The following is a 14,923-nucleotide window of genomic DNA, read 5'->3' as shown; positions in this document are numbered from 1 at the left end:
CCCTTTTCCATATTCCCTTTCAGACTTCCTGTTGGAAGAAGCTGTAAGAATGCAATTGTAAGTTTCATATATTCCTCCATATCATTGTAGAAACCAACTCAATGCTCTACAAATACCGATTTTTAACTGACCACATCTCCGTCACACATCATATTATACCAGACATCATAACCTTTTCAATCACCAACTTGCATGACGAAATGGAAAAATCATATTTTCTCCCGCCTACAAACTCTTATATTTCTGCACTAATGCCCCCAATTCTTCCAATAATGCATCAGATGATGCCACAGTTTTGTCCCCCTTCAGTATGTAATCCGTACTCACTCCATAAATTTCACTAAACATCAACAGCGAGTCAATCGACATTCCCTTTGCTCCTCGCTCTATCCTACTGATCGTTCCCGGCTCAAGTCCAACTGCCTCCGCTACCTGCTCCTGTGTCTTTTCTGTCTGTTTTCTTAATATCTTTAATCTCTTACCGCTTGCTTCCATGTCATAAATCATCATAATTCTTCATCCTTTCCAGCCATCTCGATAGCCAGAAGTAAGATGATGAAAAATTATTTTTGAATTTTCCGCTCCCTGAACTACGCAAAAAAACGCAAAGGAAAGCCAGTTTGAGATGGTCATCCATTTTTGTAACATTCACACTGAAAAAATCATTGATTGGAATATCTCTTTTCAAACGGTGTCATGTATCCATTTGATGAATGTGGACGTATATGATTGTAATAGCCATATACATAATCCAACGTGCTTTCATTTAACTCGTGGTCTGTTTCAAAACAATTCTGTCGTATAAATTCCGACTTAAATGTTCCATAAAAACTTTCCATCGGAGAATTATCATAAGGACATCCTGCTTTGCTCATGCTCTGTCGAATCCCTTTTCCCTCACAAAATTCTGTGAAGGCTCTGGATGTATACTGTGACCCCTGATCACTATGCAGAATAATTTCTCCTTTTACAGGATTTCTGTCCAGGGCAATCTGTAATGTCTGGATAGCCAATTCCGCATCTATTCTTTTGCTGTTCAGGGTTGCCAGTACCGATTTATCATACAGATTTATGATACTGCAGTTATATCTTTTTGCACCATCCGAAAGATGAAGATAAGTAAAATCTGTACACCATTTTTCGTTTGGCTTAATTGCTGTGAAGTCCTGCTTTAACAGATTATTAAATCTTTTATAACAGTCTCCTTTACGGTACCGAGGTTTTTTGGGTATCACAACAGATCTGAGCTTTAATTTCCTCATATATTTGAGTACAGTTGTCCTACTCAGACTGATTACCCTTCTTCTTAAAAATATAACCATCATCCGATATCCGGGACGTCCATCATATTCATAGTAAATACTTAATATTTGTTGTTTTTTCTTTTCTTTGTCTGCCAGATAACTTGCCTTTCTGTTCTTTTTGTAATTATAGTAGGAATTCGGATAAATATGGAATCGGGCAAGAAGCCATCTTACTCCGAACTCATTGTGGTATTGGTCAATAAATCGGTATTGCTCTAATCGATTTCCTTTGCGAAGAATGCAATGCCACCAGCGGTGGCTATGGCTTTATTTTAGGAAACGAACTTCTTTTTCTGCTTCTTCCAATTTTTTACGGAGTCTGCGGTTTTCTTCATAAATGTCTTTTGTGTCTTTTGTTTCTGGATTTTTTTCGCATTCTTCTTCAAACTGTCTGATCCAGCTCCGGACAGTTCCTTCTCCTAAGCCATACTCTTTATTGACGCTTGCGATGGTTCGTCCTTCTTCTAATACCAGCCGGACCATCTTTTTTTTGAATTCAGGCTCATAACGTTTGTTCGTGTTTGCCATTTTAATCACCTTCACTTTCATTTTGATTATATCATTTATTCCAGTGTTGGTGTTACAACTTTATTATACCATCTCAAGGATTAAACTGCTCATCAAGGATATTTTGCAATTCATTACTGAAATCGGAATCCTTGGTTGTTACTGTCCATGGACGGATCCATTGGGCTTTGATGCCCATTTGTTTCATGTATTTACCGACAGTTCTTTCAGAAATGTTTTCCCCTGTTTTACGCAATTCCCTTGTAATCTTAGGGGCACCATAATTCTGATGAGAATTGTCATAAATCTTTTTGATCTTGTCTTTGAGCAGTTCTATTCCATGTTCCAGCAAATATTGACTTAACAAATCACAGGTATGCCCACAACAATCATTTGGGAAGTTATTAAATGGATATAAATTTCTAAACATATCATCTTCCCATGCCGCATCTAATGCATTTCGAAATTGTCTTGCAATTCTTTCTATCTTTTTCATTCTTAATCTCCAATGTAACCATTTTAGATTTCCACAATATACTCTCTAACTATATCCATTATAAAATCAGCACTTGCGGGTGTATAATTTGGAGATTGCGCCATTACAACAAAGTCAAAGTCCCCATTATACTTTACATCTTGAATAGACGGAATAATAAATAGAGGAACCTCTGGCTCTTTTACAGCATTCTTCAAATATGCTTGCTTTTCTTGTTCATCTGCATTATACGAAGGAAATTCCATATCTGGATTACAGACAAGCTGTATAGTATTCTCAACCGGTTTGTCCCAAATGAACTTCTCTTCAAAATCTTTCAGTGTCTCCCACACATAATCATTTTTGTTGCCATTGGGATTAGCACAATAGGTCAAACTATTTATCCAGCGAAAGGCAATGGCATACAGCAGGTAATCTCCTATTCCAACATCATTCAACTGCCCAAAGCTATCCAAATATTTTGTATGCATACGTCGTTCTTCAACCGGATATTGAAGCAAATCATCTAAAATATATGTCCATGAAAGATAACCCAAACCTAAATCCGCATGTGAATCTATATGCGCAACTTCAAATGGCGTTTCCAAACTTTCTTTTGTTATCAACTCCTGCCAAAAGAATAGTGCTTCGTTGTGTCCGGTCACAATTCTTCCCTTGATTTTTCTATCTTTTGAAAGTCCAAGGTTATCTTCCAGAAAACTCCTTATTCGTTGCTCACTCCAAACACAATATCCATACTCATCTTCTGACAGACGTTCTTCTCTGCTTTCCGTAATCCCGATAGCTATATTCTCCATAAAATAGTCCATATCCAAATCAAGAAGTTTCATTTGCATCTCCTGTCTAAGTAGCATCCACTCTCAAATCCGCACTGTTTCCAAAAAGATTCACTTTCTTCTCCAGATGGTTCTAAATTTACTTCTCCATAATAGTCTTGTAAAAACTGAGCAATAATTCTTTTCCCCAGTCCTCTGTCTCGATATGGCTTAAACACCTCGAACAATGCAATCATCATCCTATCTTTGTTCTCATTTAAAAAGTAATAATTGATCAGAGCCACCATTGTTCCATCTTCATCATATACTTTTTCAGTTACATCTATATATTCCTTTTCAAGCAGTGTCCAACCGCTTAGCAACAAATCTTCTCTGCGTTGTATTGCCTGCAACTCTTCATAAGAACATTTTTCAAATATAAACACAGCTTTCTCCTCCTGTTGTATCAAGTTCCTCAAGCTATCAAGTTACTCCAACCCATGTATTTCTTTCTGCAACTTTTCAAGAAATACAAGGATATCTTTAAATTCCGGTATATTTCCATATATCATATTCCGCATAGCCTGATAATCATCTTCTAATTCTTTATGTATTCGCTCTCCCGGCACAAGCATAATGTTTTCTAAAGTTGCTGTTTCATAATGTGCACCTTTTGCATAATAGAATTTTTGCTTATAGAATTTTGCTGCTTCCGAATTAATCTGCTTATTGAATAAATCCTGCTTGGTTTTTGACCTTTCTTCCCAAGGATTTACCTCGTCATTAATTATTTTTCGCCAGTCCAAAATCAAATCTATATCCTCGGAAAACCGCTCAATAACATGGTATGATTTAGAAAGGCTTGTTCCACCTTTAAATACGAAGGCGTTTTTGTACCTGCAATCATGGAATAAATGATCCAACATAAAACATACCCAAAAGTCTTTCTCGATTACATTAGGTTGCATTCCCATAGAAATTGCAGTAGCCTGAAACAATTCTGTTCTATCCTTTATCTGTAATTTAGCAACTTCTTTCACTATTCAGCACACACCTTTCTGATCACTGCATGTATCCATTCACTTACACCTGTTGCTTCCTCTAACATCTTTTTCTTTTCCGCCTCAGGTAATCTACTTTTTAAGCTCAAGATAATACTCTCATCAATCCGCTCTTTTCCCAATGTCTTTAATGCCTCAACAACCAAAGTGGTCGTCTCAGACATAAATGAAATCTCTCTATTTGCACGGTGCTTAAAAGACAATGCTATATTATCCCACGAAAATTTTCTATAAGGACCGTCACTGATATAGGACCAAACAACCGGAACCTGTGTAGATAGTCCCAACTTATTTAATGCTACATCTCCGCACGGAGCAATGGTCCAATGAAAACTTCTGGCAATAGCATAAGCTACCAGCTCAGGATTTGCTGGAATATACTCTTTAAGCAATTTACTATATACAGGCTTCTCATACACTCCGTCCATAATCCTTCGTATATTTTTCTCTTCAACTTGCCGAGCTAGACATTTTCTGACAGTTGTTGTTGTCGCAATGTCCGTAAAATCCGATGTCAAAAAAACCGTTCCCGACTCAGCCAACTCTATTCTCTTCTTTATTTCTGTATAAATGCCGCTTGCCATAAAATCACGCTCCTTATTTTGTCACGATTATTATATAATTTTCGCGACATTTTTTCAATATCATTTATATATTATTCCATAAAAAATAGAAAAAGATGTTTCATCTCTCATTTTTTGATGAAACATCTTTGATAACTCGTAAAAAATTCAAATTAATACGTGTTTCCAGGCTCACCAGAAGCCTAAACTTGAATTTACTTATATCTATTCCTATAAAAGTGTCAATATATATCCGTCTATCAGAGCAATTAGCAGATACATAATAAAGGCTCTGATAAACGCTTCTATATGCTTTTTCGGATTTTGATACAATTCCTTTTCTGGTATTTTTCTTAAACGAACACGCTTTGTATTCCGCCACCATAAAAGGTCTACAATAAATAAGTCAAAGATATTCAATCCCTGTCCTATAATACTTAAACAAAGAAAATTATGTGTGAAGCCATTTTCTTTGATAAACAACCCTAATATAAATAGTACGAACAGAAATAACAGAAAATTGGATATAAATGTAACCACTTTATTGCTTTCCTTAAATTTTCCTTGATATTCTGCAATACTATTTATTCGATTTTGCACTTCATCTGGATAAGATGAATAGCTTTTTAAATTTTTGTTATCTGTTCCTGTTCCCCAAAAACATATTAGAAAAAACGCGATACATAAAATTACGGTTTCGATTATTATAATCATTCTGTTTCACTCCAAATTCCGATTGAACAAAATCGTTGCGCGATGGCCTGCCAAGGCTGTAGCGCAGTTTTATTTTTATTAAAAAAGCAGAGGCATTACTTTTCATAATCCGTTATTGTTAAGTTACCACACGAAACAACTGAACTAAGAAAGCTCCACTGCCTATGATAAGAATAACATTTTCCAGTCTCTTCCGCAATCGGAATTATGACGCCAATGCACCTCCGAATAGGTAGATATAATTATTAACACTACTTATTCTGGAGGTTTTATTATGTATAAAGATATTTTTGAATCCATCCGCAATGAAGCGGAAAAACGTAACCTGCGTGAAAGAACTATTCAACTGTATTGCTCTGATGTCAGTTACTTCCTTCGTTGGATTGGAAAAAATGTTTCTGATCTTACACTTGAAGATGCGGAAAGTTTTCTTACTGCCAAACGTCTGGAAGGAAGGTCTCCTGAAACTCAAAATCACTATCGGTCTGCAATCAAGTTCTTATATAAAAAGGTGCTGAAGATTGTCTGGGATGATGACACTGTTCCGGCTATGAAAAGAGAGCGAAATCTTCCTGCTGTTCTATCCCACGATGAAATAAATGCAATCATTGACGCCACTCCGAATCTGAAGCATAAAGCGATTATTGCAACTATGTATTCTTCCGGATTACGTGTATCAGAGGTTGTTCATCTTCATTATGATGACATTTCACGTACCAACATGACGATTCATGTTCGTGAAACCAAAGGCATAATTGACAGGTATACAATTCTGTCTCAAAAAAATTTAGACCTTCTCACAGAGTATTGGTACAAATGTGGTCGCCCTAAAAATGAAGTGCTATAATAAAGTTGTAACAGAGATGGCTAGCCGCATGAGTTAATACAGATATTTTTTTAGCCAAAAGTGTTACAAAAAAGCTTGACCACAACAGCCACCACGCTGCTTTTCTGTTCCACGATTTTGTGCTGTAGCGCCGTCATCTTTATTTGAGTATCATGCAGGCACTCAAGAGTACTGCTATTCCTCTTCCGCCTGTTCCAAGCGTTTCTGAATAGTTTCCTCTTTAATAATGTGCTTTATCGTACTAAGCCGACAAATTTGCCGCTATACATCATTCATTCAAAAATCTGTTTTGGTATCTTAAAAACAGCATTGTCAAAACGCGCAAGATTGTGTTATAATTACACGATAGTGTGTGCTGGCATATAAATTCCATCTGTGCACAGCGTGCGAAGCGCAGATGATAGATGTGACCGGCACCGGTAACAATTTGATTACGAAGAAAATACGCACGCAGAAAAGAGGATATCATGGCAGAAAAGAAAAACATCTTGACCGAAGAAGGTCTTGCAAAACTGGAAGATGAATTACAGGACTTAAAGGTAAATAGACGTAAAGAAGTTGCAGCAAAGATTAAAGAGGCAAGAGAACAGGGTGACTTGTCCGAGAACGCCGAGTATGATGCAGCGAAAGATGAGCAGAGAGATATTGAGATCCGTATTGAAGAGATCGAGAAGATCTTGAAAAATGCAGAGGTTGTCAGCAGCAAAGATGTTGATGCTAATGCGATCAACATTGGTTCTACCGTTCGCATCAAAGATCTTTCTTCCGGAGAAGAGATGCAGTATAAGATCGTAGGTTCTACGGAGGCAGACATTCTTGGTGGTAAGATTTCCAATGAGTCTCCGGTTGGTGTTGCATTGATCGGTGCGAAAGCAGGTCAGACTGTTGATGTTGAAACACCAAAGGGAACTGTATTGCAATATGAGATCCTTGAGATTCAAAAATAATAAATGCAATGCGAGATCCTTGAAATATAGGAATAATAGATTTTGTATAATAGCATGAACTTGCAGAAACAAGAAAATCTGCATACAGAAATCGTCGATAGATATAAGAGAAAGGGGCTAAGATCGTGGCTGAGCAGCAGAAGAAACCACAGAAGGAGCAGGATATCAACCAGCTTCTCAAAGTTCGTAGAGAAAAATTAGCAAATTTACAGGCAGAAGGCAAGGATCCTTTTGTTATTACAAAATATGATGTTACACATCATTCTATGGAGATCAAAGATAACTATGATACATTAGAGGGAAAAGAAGTGTCAGTGGCAGGCCGTATGATGTTTAAGCGTGTCATGGGTAAGGCATCTTTCTGTAATGTGCAGGATCTTCAGGGTAACATTCAGGCATATGTCGCTAGAGATGACATTGGCGAGGATTCCTATAAGGATTTCAAAAAATATGATGTAGGAGATATTCTTGGTATCAAAGGATTTGTCTTTAAGACAAAGACCGGAGAGATCTCTATCCATGCGAAGGAAGTTACGTTATTGTCTAAGAGTCTGCAGATCCTTCCGGAGAAATATCATGGACTGACTGACACAGATACTCGTTATCGTCAGCGTTATGTCGATTTGATCATGAATGAAGACGTTAAAGATACTTTTATCAAGCGTTCCAAGGTAATCAGCAGCATTCGCCGCTATTTGGATGGACAGGGCTTTATGGAGGTTGAGACCCCAATGCTTGTCTCCAATGCCGGTGGTGCAGCCGCAAGACCATTTGAGACACACTTTAATGCTTTGGACGAAGACTTAAAACTTCGTATTTCTTTGGAGTTGTACTTAAAGAGATTGATCGTGGGCGGCATGGAGCGTGTATACGAGATCGGCCGTGTATTCCGTAACGAGGGATTGGACACTAGACACAATCCGGAGTTCACGTTGATGGAGTTATATCAGGCATATACAGACTATCACGGCATGATGGACCTGACAGAGAACCTGTATCGTTACATTGCAAAGGAAGTAACCGGTTCGGAGGTGCTTACTTACGGCGAGCATACAATGGATCTGTCCAAACCGTTTGAGCGTATCACAATGGTAGACGCGGTTAAGAAGTACGCAAATGTTGACTTCAACGAAGTTGCAGATACAGCCGCTGCTAAGAAATTGGCAGATGAGCATCATATTGAATATGAGGATCGTCATGAAAAAGGTGACATTCTCAACCTCTTCTTCGAGGAATATGTAGAGGAGCATTTGATCCAGCCAACCTTTATTATGGATCATCCGATTGAGATTTCTCCTCTGACTAAGAAGAAACCGGACAATCCGGATTATGTAGAGCGTTTTGAGTTCTTTATGAACGGCTGGGAGATGGCAAATGCATACTCTGAGTTGAATGATCCGATCGATCAGAGAGAGCGTTTCGAGGCACAGGAGAAAGCGTTTGAAGCTGGTGATGATGAAGCAAATCACACCGATGAGGACTTCTTGAATGCTTTGAGCATTGGTATGCCTCCTACCGGCGGAATCGGATTTGGTATTGACCGCATGGTTATGATGATGACAAACTCACCGGCAATTAGAGATGTGTTGTTGTTCCCGACAATGAAGAGCCTCGACAAGTAAATTTCTATAAATAGGTGTTTAAACCGTGTAAAATGAATTAAGAAAACAAAAAACCTTTTCAAAATGAGAAATCATTTTGAAAAGGCTTTTTTATTTTGAAAGATCTTTACCAAGATCCACCGCCGCCTCCGCCGGAACCACCGCCGGAATGACCGCCGCCAGAACCTCCACTTCCCTTAGAGCTTGGCGTCGACGTCATTGCCGCTGTGACAGACCGCATCGTCGTATTCATAAAATGATGGAACCGCACTGTATCAAACGTGTTGTAATGCCCATGAGATGAATACCATTGCGGTGGTTCGATCGCAATAGATTCAAATTTCTCCATCCATATATCCGACACGTCAAGCACATATGCATACGGCAATATATTGTAGAAATACTGCGGTTCACGCTCTACCATAGTCTCCAGGCGATCTTTTTCTGCTGTCTGCAAAAATGTCCGAAATCCTCGTAATCGTCCCAAAACCTCCGTGCCATACTCTGTACGCTTTGGCATATAATGATCAAAGAACATGATCACACCACATGCGATAATCGCCAACACAAAGGCGATCCGATAAATTGTCGGTGTATATAACACAACATTACGCAGTCCCAGACAATATCCGCTGATCATAGCGATCGACATCACGACGCTGAGGATCTTACTAAAGATCGTCTCTGAACTAAAGATCGTCCGAATAATAAATGCCAGCACAAAACCAAACATGATCGGTATTGTTAGTGAAAATGTCGCATTGTATGTATAATCATATATCGGCAGATACGTTGCTAAAAAGAAAATCCCCGCCATCATCGCATAACAGATCAAATGCTTATTAATGGAATTAGCATAAAATAACACTTGTCTATTTTGCTTTGTATTTACCATTTTCAAGATCTTATTCACCGTCTTGTAGAATTTATCCTTCAGCTGATCTTTATTGGTAACATCAAAGCCACGAAACAAGCCTTTCATGAATGCCCGTTCTATCGCATTATTTCCATCATATTCTTTCAATTTGCGGATCGTAAAATCCTGATTTCCAAGCAGGCCCTTCTTCCCTTCAACAATTTCTATATAACCCTTTTGTGCCAGGTACACTAACAACGATATAACATCATTCGCATCCACCTTGCCCTTATAGGCAAAGGCTGCCTCTACACTATTGAATTCCTTTGGCGGATGGAACTGTATCGTTTCCACTACCACATTATCCCGTCCGACTTTCCACCAAAGCAGAAATGCTGCACCCGCTGCTGCCAAGGACAACAAAATACTGATCAGCGCCGGCCAGATCCTTTGTTTGACCTGATCATAATATCCATCCGGTAAGACCATTCTAACTGTAACTGCCTCTCCTGGATTTAAGATAATGGAGGAATCTACATATCCTTCCATCACTTTGCCATTGATCGTATACTGCAGTCCCTCATTATTAGTCGAACCACTCTCACCATATGCCATACCGACTTTACTTTCGTCAATATCTTCCGGCATCATGATATGAAAGGTAACATTTTGGATCGTTGTATCCCAACTGGTTCCAATGATATTATAATAGAACTCATCTTCCCCTTTACGTACATCTTTCCCCATATTGTAATCGTAAGAAATGTGATACATATGCTCGCCAACAAGCGTCTTATTCTTATCTCCCAGCTGAATACGGCAATAAGAACCCTCTCGGCCTACGGTCCTTTTTTCACCATAGGTTTTGATATTCGTTACGCGCGCCTGAATACGGGAAGTTGATCCATCCTCGCGACTTACGTTATTGATAACCGGTATGTCTCGGTAAATACCATGTCTCGCCTGGTTAAAGTTCACCTGCAGCCTCTCCGTAACATGATACACATTATCCTTACCAACTTTAACTGTGACATCGTATCCTTGTATCTCGTAGGGATAATAAGAGTCTGCCAAAGCCGGTTTTGCCATCAGCAAAATCCCGGCAAGCAACATAAAGCCAAAAAGCTTTCCTTTTCTCCAAATGCTCTCCACCACTAAAATTTCACCTGCACATTCTGCCGCTCAACAGCATTCTCAACCTCAAACATCTTCTTTGTCTCAAAATGAAACAGACCGGCGATCAAACTTCCCGGAAACATCTGTACTTTCATATTGTACTGCTTCACCGCACCGTTATAATATTTTCTTGCATTTGCAATATCATCCTCTGTTTCATTCAGATTATGACTCAGATCCATAAAATTCTGATTTGCTTTCAGATCCGGATACTGCTCTGCCACTGCCATGATCTGTGGTATCATTTTAGAGATCTGTGCACCATTCTGAATCTTTTCCTCCGGTGTCATTGCGTCATAACTGCCGGTACGCAGCGATATCACCTTTTCCAATGTTTCTTTCTCATGCGAAGCATATCCTTTGACTGTTTCCACCAGATTTGGGATCAGATCATAACGTTTTTTCAGATACACATCCATCGTTGCAAATGCCTCATCTACAACAATTCTTCCTTTGATCAGCCCATTGTATGTACCAATCACCCAACAAACGATCAATAGTACAACAACTATTCCAATAATCCATCCTATCATCTTTGTTCCTCCTATGCTTTTGCGGGATCAAACCCATTACGGCTGCCGGTTGCAACTGCACCATCCTCACGAGAAGTGCGAAATGGTGCTGCCGGAATGCCGTTTTGTCCAAACAACGTTACCGGTCGATAATTAGTCCAGCAATATCTTCCGTATACAGGTTCTTTCACCTCATCACAAGTCAGTTCTATTTCTTCTCCCTTTAGAACTGCCTTCGCCTCATGATACACTTTATCTTTACCGGCAAGTTCAAAACCGGTTAAAGTTTCCTCTGTACAATGTAGTCCCTTCGCATGGGCAAATGATACAATCATCGCACTATTCTCAATGCGGTAAGACTGATACATCGGGCCAAACGCCTCTTCTTTCGTGCATAAACCATACACTTCATACATTGCCTGCAAAGCGAGACGCTCACCAACGCTGTCTTTCTCTGTCGGATGAATATTGCCAAACTCACCCTTATCCAGAATCACCGCAATCCCGGTATGCTTGAACGTGTCGAACACACGCATCTGTGCCTCTCGAATAAATGGCCAGTTCTGGTAATCCGGCTCCCCCTCTCCATTTTGGAACATCGGAAGCTGTACCAGCATAAACGGTAACGTATCATCTTTCCAATCGCCTCTCCACTGACGGATCAGCGCTGATAACAAGGAGTAATAGCGGTATGGACGATGATCGTCCTCCTCTCCCTGATAATACAAAAATCCACGTAACGTATACGGACAAACTCTTTGCAGCATCGACTCGTACAAACCACACGGTCTGGTCTCTGAACGCGGTCCCATTGGTCCCGGATATTGATTCTCACCGTACAGACGTAATGCCTCCTCCCAAGTCGGGTTCTCTGCTGTCTCGTAATATTTCCCTACATTTTTGTCAAACTCTGCCTGATATACAAGATATGCCTCACGCGCTTTGATATATTCCTCCGGATCCTGCTCAGCAATAATTGCATCATAATCATCAATATACTCTTTGATCTCCTGCGTTCCTTCCAACGCTTCACGGCTCACCCAGCAGGAAGCAGACGTTCCGCCCCAGTTACAGCCAATAATGCCGACGGTTACCCCTGTCTCTCGCGCGATCTTATCTGCAAAATAATATGCAACCGCTGACCATCGTCCTGCCTTATCCGGCGTACACAGATCCCATGCACTTTCCTTTTCTGCTTCTTCCAACTTATCCCCTACATACGGAACCTGTGGAGTATAATAATAGCGTACTCCATCATTATGTATATTTTGAACGATCTCCTTGCCGTTTTTGCTATTTTGCAACTCCAGCTCCATATTGGACTGACCGCCGGCAAGCCATACTTCGCCGATCATAACATCTTCATACACCACTTGTTCTGTCTGAGACTGCACCGTCAGTGTATATGGTCCACCTGCCTCAAATGGCGGTAATATAGCCTGGAACCTTCCCTGTTCCGGAACCACACTCACAGATTTGTCTGCCAAAGTAATCTTAAGCGACTCTGCATCACTGTCTCCCCATACGCTGATATTTTTCTGTCTCTGCAAAACCATGTGACTGCTAAAAACAGCTGATAATTGAATCATTCTTTTATCCTCTTTTCACTTATTTATTAGTGTGATGTTTTCTTGCCTACCGGTGCCTGAAACGGTTTCTCCTGCTCCGTTCCCAGATCCATCACATAGACAGATTTTCCATCATATGTTTCATAAAACAAATACTTACTTGTCAGATGCAGATAATTGTAATTGCCATCCGCGATCTTACGCACTTCTCCACCCTCTAAATCCTTTACATACAATCCATTGCTCGTTCCATTATCTACCTGATAATATACAGCACTCTCCTTTTCATCCACATTATATGTTGCCAAGCGGTCTGAAACGATCGTGACCGGATCAGAGCCATCCAAATTCACACGTACTAATGCATAATTTTGTGACATATCTATAAAATACAAATGCTCTCCTGCCCGAATCAATGAAGTACAATTACCATTGTAAATTGTCTGCTCATCTGAACCGTTAATATTCATGGTATGTATGTTATGATCCTTGTCATAACCTGTATAATACATAACGCCCTGCGAAATAGAATACGGCGATACTCCCTCATCCAACAATAATTCATCGCTGGAGCCGTCCATCTTAGCTGCATTTAACTGTAATCCCTTTTTTTCATCGTAATGCTGATAATACAGATAGTTTCCGTATAAGCACACAGACTGTGTCGGATCATCATACAGCTTACCCATATTTTTGCCATCGGTCGTTAAGCGGAACAATCCCGTCTTACTTAATGCCAACACATTACCGCCGGTAACACTCTTGCGGTCATTACGTCTTGTATAGAAAATATAATCACCTGCAACATTCAAATAACTAACCGTATCTCCATGTAATTTCGTGCTTTTCTGTAATTTATCATCTGTTACATAGAGAGAATCGTTATCATACGGATCAGCATAATAGATTCTGCCATCTGCCTCGCAAAACTTACCCCCGTTAAGCAGATTTCCAGCCGTATTTCCTGTCGTATTCGGATCATCATATAGCTGTACTTTCGTCTTCTGCCACATAAAAAATCCCACAACAACCAAAATCACCGCCCCAAGACCCCCTAAGATCCGATTCCGTACATGATGTTTGGAACTTGCTGCCATTCTTCACTCTCCCTTTCAAAACCACGATTACCCACCTCTATAAGAATACCATGCTGCAAATGACTAATCAAGTGCCATCAACAGCATAAAATCATCTTCTCTCACTGATCAAGTGCCATCAACAATTCGTGAATTGTCTTTGAGCAGATCGGATGTACCCGATATGGTGCGATCTGATCAAGCGGTTCCAACACAAATCTTCGATTACACATTTCCGGATGCGGAATGGTAAGATTCTCTTCTACAACGACCTCTTCATCATACAATAATATATCCACATCGATCGTTCTCGGTCCCCAATGAATGGTTCGAACACGATCTAATTTCTTCTCAATGACTCCAATCTGATCCAAAATCTGTTGAGGCGTATATAATGTCTGCATAACAACCGCGCCATTCAAAAAATCATCCTGCTCGACACCGCCTACCGGTTCCGTCACGATATAATCTGATACTTTTACCAATTGATTATGCTCATCTGCTGCCAAGATTTCCAAAGCCTGGTCCAGATTAGCATGCTTATCCCCCATATTGGAACCAATTCCTAAGCATACCGTATGCCATCCTCTTTGAATCTCTACAGAAACCGTCTTAAGCGGCAGTCGTATCGGTGCCCACGGCTTATCTATCCGAAGCGACAATGACTTCACCAACGGAAATGTTAATAAGATCTGCTCTGCCAAGTGTCCGGCAAGGTGCTCGATCAACTGAAACGTATTGCGTTTCGTCTCTGAATGGATCAGTTCCGCTACCTCTACGTAATTAACAGCATCTTCTATATCATCCGATTCGGCTGCCTTGCTTGTATCAACAGTAAGATCTACTGATACAACAAACTTTTGTCCCAGTTCATTTTCTTGTTTCAGTACTCCATGATTGGCAAATACTTCTAATTCCTTAATTTGAATGTGATCCATGA

General features: G+C 39.9%; 17 protein-coding genes. 3 read left to right on the top strand and 14 right to left on the bottom strand.

The window, feature by feature from the left end:
- Positions 1–225: 225 nt before the first annotated feature.
- The 9 genes from DXB73_RS09320 to DXB73_RS09280 all read right to left on the bottom strand — a co-directional run bounded on the left by DXB73_RS09320 (position 226) and on the right by DXB73_RS09280 (position 5,400).
- The gene (locus DXB73_RS09320) at positions 226–510 is read right to left on the bottom strand and encodes a helix-turn-helix transcriptional regulator (RefSeq protein ID WP_118690923.1); all 285 of its coding nucleotides are present in this window, start codon (positions 508–510) and stop codon (positions 226–228) included.
- A gap of 152 nt (positions 511–662) precedes the next feature.
- Positions 663–1,544: an IS3 family transposase gene (locus DXB73_RS09315; protein WP_118690922.1), complete on the bottom strand. Its 882-nt coding sequence runs from the start codon at positions 1,542–1,544 to the stop codon at positions 663–665.
- 27 nt (positions 1,545–1,571) lie between these two features.
- The gene (locus DXB73_RS09310; RefSeq protein WP_182448282.1) at positions 1,572–1,832 is read right to left on the bottom strand and encodes a transposase; all 261 of its coding nucleotides are present in this window, start codon (positions 1,830–1,832) and stop codon (positions 1,572–1,574) included.
- A 73-nt stretch (positions 1,833–1,905) separates the two neighbouring features.
- Entirely contained in the window at positions 1,906–2,307 is a 402-nt protein-coding gene (locus DXB73_RS14880; RefSeq protein WP_243104009.1) for a transposase, read from the bottom strand.
- Between the two features lie 23 nt (positions 2,308–2,330).
- Positions 2,331–3,137: a UPF0489 family protein gene (locus DXB73_RS09300; RefSeq protein ID WP_182448283.1), complete on the bottom strand. Its 807-nt coding sequence runs from the start codon at positions 3,135–3,137 to the stop codon at positions 2,331–2,333.
- Positions 3,134–3,508, bottom strand: a complete 375-nt coding sequence (locus DXB73_RS09295) for a GNAT family N-acetyltransferase (RefSeq protein ID WP_118690919.1) — start codon at positions 3,506–3,508, stop codon at positions 3,134–3,136. The genes DXB73_RS09300 and DXB73_RS09295 overlap by 4 nt, the downstream gene beginning before the upstream one ends.
- Before the next feature lie 42 nt (positions 3,509–3,550).
- Positions 3,551–4,102 carry a nucleotidyl transferase AbiEii/AbiGii toxin family protein gene (locus DXB73_RS09290; protein WP_243104010.1) on the bottom strand — a complete coding sequence of 184 codons (552 nt, stop codon included), beginning with the start codon at positions 4,100–4,102 and terminating at the stop codon, positions 3,551–3,553.
- A complete protein-coding gene (locus DXB73_RS09285; protein ID WP_118690918.1) occupies positions 4,102–4,707 on the bottom strand; it encodes a DUF6088 family protein in 606 nt (201 codons plus the stop codon). Before DXB73_RS09285 ends, DXB73_RS09290 begins: the two co-directional genes overlap by 1 nt.
- A gap of 210 nt (positions 4,708–4,917) precedes the next feature.
- Positions 4,918–5,400 (bottom strand): ABC transporter permease, encoded by a 483-nt coding sequence (locus DXB73_RS09280; protein WP_118690917.1) that lies wholly within the window; start codon positions 5,398–5,400, stop codon positions 4,918–4,920.
- A gap of 274 nt (positions 5,401–5,674) precedes the next feature.
- Between DXB73_RS09280 and DXB73_RS09275 the strand changes: the two genes are divergently transcribed.
- From DXB73_RS09275 to lysS, 3 genes are all read left to right on the top strand, one after another.
- Entirely contained in the window at positions 5,675–6,247 is a 573-nt protein-coding gene (locus tag DXB73_RS09275; RefSeq protein ID WP_243104011.1) for a site-specific integrase, read from the top strand.
- Positions 6,248–6,714: 467 nt separating this feature from the next.
- A complete protein-coding gene (gene greA / locus DXB73_RS09270; protein ID WP_022025984.1) occupies positions 6,715–7,194 on the top strand; it encodes a transcription elongation factor GreA in 480 nt (159 codons plus the stop codon).
- Positions 7,195–7,319: 125 nt separating this feature from the next.
- Positions 7,320–8,816: a lysine--tRNA ligase gene (lysS, locus tag DXB73_RS09265; RefSeq protein ID WP_118690916.1), complete on the top strand. Its 1,497-nt coding sequence runs from the start codon at positions 7,320–7,322 to the stop codon at positions 8,814–8,816.
- Between the two features lie 106 nt (positions 8,817–8,922).
- On the opposite strand, the gene DXB73_RS09260 is transcribed toward lysS, so the two are convergent.
- From DXB73_RS09260 to folK, 5 genes are all read right to left on the bottom strand, one after another.
- Positions 8,923–10,806: a DUF2207 domain-containing protein gene (locus DXB73_RS09260; protein ID WP_118690915.1), complete on the bottom strand. Its 1,884-nt coding sequence runs from the start codon at positions 10,804–10,806 to the stop codon at positions 8,923–8,925.
- Positions 10,806–11,360, bottom strand: a complete 555-nt coding sequence (locus tag DXB73_RS09255; protein WP_022025987.1) for a LemA family protein — start codon at positions 11,358–11,360, stop codon at positions 10,806–10,808. The genes DXB73_RS09260 and DXB73_RS09255 overlap by 1 nt, the downstream gene beginning before the upstream one ends.
- 11 nt (positions 11,361–11,371) lie before the next feature.
- On the bottom strand, positions 11,372–12,928 hold the full coding sequence (locus DXB73_RS09250; RefSeq protein WP_118690914.1) for a sialate O-acetylesterase: 1,557 nt from the start codon (positions 12,926–12,928) through the stop codon (positions 11,372–11,374).
- Between the two features lie 26 nt (positions 12,929–12,954).
- On the bottom strand, positions 12,955–14,004 hold the full coding sequence (locus DXB73_RS09245) for a DUF5050 domain-containing protein (protein WP_118690913.1): 1,050 nt from the start codon (positions 14,002–14,004) through the stop codon (positions 12,955–12,957).
- 101 nt (positions 14,005–14,105) lie between these two features.
- Entirely contained in the window at positions 14,106–14,921 is an 816-nt protein-coding gene (gene folK / locus DXB73_RS09240) for a 2-amino-4-hydroxy-6-hydroxymethyldihydropteridine diphosphokinase (RefSeq protein ID WP_118690912.1), read from the bottom strand.
- Positions 14,922–14,923 lie beyond the last annotated feature (2 nt).

This window comes from Clostridium sp. OM05-6BH, assembly GCF_003481635.1.
Taxonomy (GTDB): Bacteria; Bacillota; Clostridia; order Lachnospirales; family Lachnospiraceae; genus Butyribacter.
Note: the sequence above shows the minus strand (reverse complement) of the source record. Positions and strands in the feature narration are given on the sequence as shown.

Coding starts and splice junctions, on each gene's coding strand:
- DXB73_RS14880 (WP_243104009.1), bottom strand. CDS start 2,307: ATGAAAAAGATAGAAAGAATTGCAAGACAATTTCGAAATGCATTAGAT.
- DXB73_RS09310 (WP_182448282.1), bottom strand. CDS start 1,832: ATGGCAAACACGAACAAACGTTATGAGCCTGAATTCAAAAAAAAGATG.
- DXB73_RS09275 (WP_243104011.1), top strand. CDS start 5,675: ATGTATAAAGATATTTTTGAATCCATCCGCAATGAAGCGGAAAAACGT.
- DXB73_RS09245 (WP_118690913.1), bottom strand. CDS start 14,004: ATGGCAGCAAGTTCCAAACATCATGTACGGAATCGGATCTTAGGGGGT.
- DXB73_RS09285 (WP_118690918.1), bottom strand. CDS start 4,707: ATGGCAAGCGGCATTTATACAGAAATAAAGAAGAGAATAGAGTTGGCT.
- DXB73_RS09280 (WP_118690917.1), bottom strand. CDS start 5,400: ATGATTATAATAATCGAAACCGTAATTTTATGTATCGCGTTTTTTCTA.
- greA (WP_022025984.1), top strand. CDS start 6,715: ATGGCAGAAAAGAAAAACATCTTGACCGAAGAAGGTCTTGCAAAACTG.
- DXB73_RS09255 (WP_022025987.1), bottom strand. CDS start 11,360: ATGATAGGATGGATTATTGGAATAGTTGTTGTACTATTGATCGTTTGT.
- DXB73_RS09250 (WP_118690914.1), bottom strand. CDS start 12,928: ATGATTCAATTATCAGCTGTTTTTAGCAGTCACATGGTTTTGCAGAGA.
- DXB73_RS09320 (WP_118690923.1), bottom strand. CDS start 510: ATGATGATTTATGACATGGAAGCAAGCGGTAAGAGATTAAAGATATTA.
- DXB73_RS09300 (WP_182448283.1), bottom strand. CDS start 3,137: ATGAAACTTCTTGATTTGGATATGGACTATTTTATGGAGAATATAGCT.
- folK (WP_118690912.1), bottom strand. CDS start 14,921: ATGGATCACATTCAAATTAAGGAATTAGAAGTATTTGCCAATCATGGA.